Consider the following 2,322-nt stretch of genomic DNA (forward strand, 5'->3'; position numbering starts at 1 on the left):
GAGCCAGGATCCGCTGCTGGGCGCCATCGTGAAGGTTCCGTTCGAGCCGGCGCCGTTCCGCGTCGCCGGCCTGGACTATCCGCGCCCGCGATGCCCGGACTTCGCTGAGCTGAAAGAGTATCTCCGCCTGGAGACGCTCATTTTCCAGGCCGAGTCGGATCGCGGCGCCGAATTCCCGCTCGAGCTCGGGGAGTGTCGCTGCGTGGCTGACCACCGCTACTCGCCTGTCCTGCTGCATGAGCGCCGTGACCAGGCGTCCCGGTGCGGCGGCAGGCTCGGCGACCGGCCGGCCCTGCGCATCGACATAGCTCTGGACGTCAGGGAGCCAGTAGGCGACGCGCAGCTCAGGATCACCAAGCGCCCGCGCGAGCGCCGATTCGAGAGAACCCGGAGCGGGCGCCTCGCCGAGGCTCGCCACGATCCGGGCGACGCCGCGGCGATGGACCACCGTCATGACGGCACCCATGGCTAGCCCGGCGGCGAGCAGGATCACCGCGGCATTCTGCACGTCGAATATCAGCTGGAAGGCCGGGTTACCCGGGTCTTCGAGCGGCATCCGGGACAGCGCGATCGCGTGCGCCCCGGTCGCCGCGGCGAATACCATCGCGGGCAGCACAATGGGCATGAGCGCGACGCGGGCCCGCCCCCTCCTGGCCAGCAGCCGCCAGGTGCACACCGCGAGCAGCGTCGTGGCCGCCGCTACGGTGAACCACCGGTCCGTCGCGGTCACGGCCCGCGCCAGGGCCGGGAGCGACCGGACGAGAAACACATTGTCGGTGCAGTTGGCCCAGCAGGCGGGATCGATGTAGGGGTCACGGAAAAGCGCGAGGCCGAGCGCGACCAGGGCCGCCTCCAGGTATACCGCCCAGGTCAGCGCCCGGGTACCGGAGGACGGCGGCCGGCCGCCCGGGAACGTGAGGACCAGGTAGAAGAGCAGGGGGAAGGCGAACCCCGCGGCGAGCATGCCGAGGCTACGCACCAGCGGCGGCCCGAGCTCCCAGCCGACCCAGACCGGCGCGAACCAGACGAGGCCGACCAGCATCGCCAGATCACCGGCGCGTCCCGTCCGCGAAGTTTGCGAAGCCAGCAGGCCGGCCAGCACGAGGGCCAGCCCGGCGGCGACCATCAACCCGGCCGCGAGCCCGGATCGGCCCGCGTAGGTGGTGAACATTCCGGGCCCGGCCGCAATGAGAAGCGCCCCCACAGCGACGGCCGGCCCGAGGGGCGCGGCGGCCAGCCGCGCCGGCCTGACCCACGACGCAGAGACACGCGGCACGCCGTGATTATGACACCCGCCCGCCCGGGTATCCACAACGGTGATGCCCGTATTGGTGCTGGCCACAGTGACGTCATGTGGCTCGCCGCGATGTGGCCAGGTGATCCGGGCTCCTAATGTTCTCCTCAGCTTCACATGCACATACGAGGAGAAGTGGGGTGGGGAGCGTGCAGTGGATGAAAAGCCGGGCCGCGATCGCGGCCATCGGGCTAATTCCGGCTACAGTAATTCTGGCTAGTGCCTGCTCGAGTGGGGCTGGACTCGGCAATAAGGCGGGCCTAGCGGACCAGTCGGTGGTCCTGCGAATGGCCGATCTCAATGCGGGTACGAACTTGCACGGCACGCCAGAAATTCAGTATTTCGTGCAGCGCGTGAGCGATCTGTCCCGCGGGCAAATGTCGGTCAAGGTCGTCTATTCGGTCGGCGGCCTGGCTATGAACGCCGAGCAGCAGGTCGTCAAGGACGTCGCCGCCGGGAGCTTCGACCTCGGCTTCGCCGGGACCAGCGTCTTCGACACGCTCGGCGTCCCGAGTTTCCAGGCCCTCAGCACCCCGATGCTCATCGACAGTTACCCGCTGGAGAATGCGGTGATCCGCAGTTCGCTGCCGGCCAAGATGATGGCAGGCCTGGCCAAGCTGGACGTGACCGGACTGGCGGTCGTCGGCGACGAAATGCGCAGGCCGGTAGGGGTGCGGCAGCCCATCTTGAGTCTGGCCGACTGGCGGGGCATCACGTTCGGGACCTATCAGTCGAAAACCGAGGAAGCCGCCATTCACGCTCTAGGGGCAAAGCCAGGCCCGGGATTCGCAACAGCCAGAGACCAGGCCCTCGCCAGCGGTGCACTGCAGGGCTTTGACCTGAACCTGGTGTACTACCACCAGCTCAATAAGGAACACGTTGCGCCTTACATCACGGCCAACGTCAACCTGTGGCCCAGGACAGTCGCCCTGTTCGCCAACTCAGGTCGGCTCGCCAAGCTCTCTGCTTCCCAGCGTCGGCTCGTAACTCAGGCGGCGGCAGACGCGGCGGTCCACTCGACTGGCCTT

Annotated in this window: 1 protein-coding gene and 1 pseudogene; one reads left to right on the forward strand and one right to left on the reverse strand. The window is 68.0% G+C overall.

Annotated elements, in window-relative coordinates:
- Positions 1-1,276: pseudogene (locus tag WA805_RS02165) on the reverse strand (hypothetical protein); the annotation flags it as partial.
- Between the two features lie 305 nt (positions 1,277-1,581).
- Between WA805_RS02165 and WA805_RS02170 the strand changes: the two are divergent.
- Positions 1,582-2,322: TRAP transporter substrate-binding protein (locus WA805_RS02170; RefSeq protein WP_425241522.1), on the forward strand; the 741-nt coding region annotated here is incomplete at its 3' end.

Source organism: Trebonia sp. (assembly GCF_049794275.1).
Taxonomy (GTDB): domain Bacteria; phylum Actinomycetota; class Actinomycetes; order Streptosporangiales; family Streptosporangiaceae; genus Trebonia.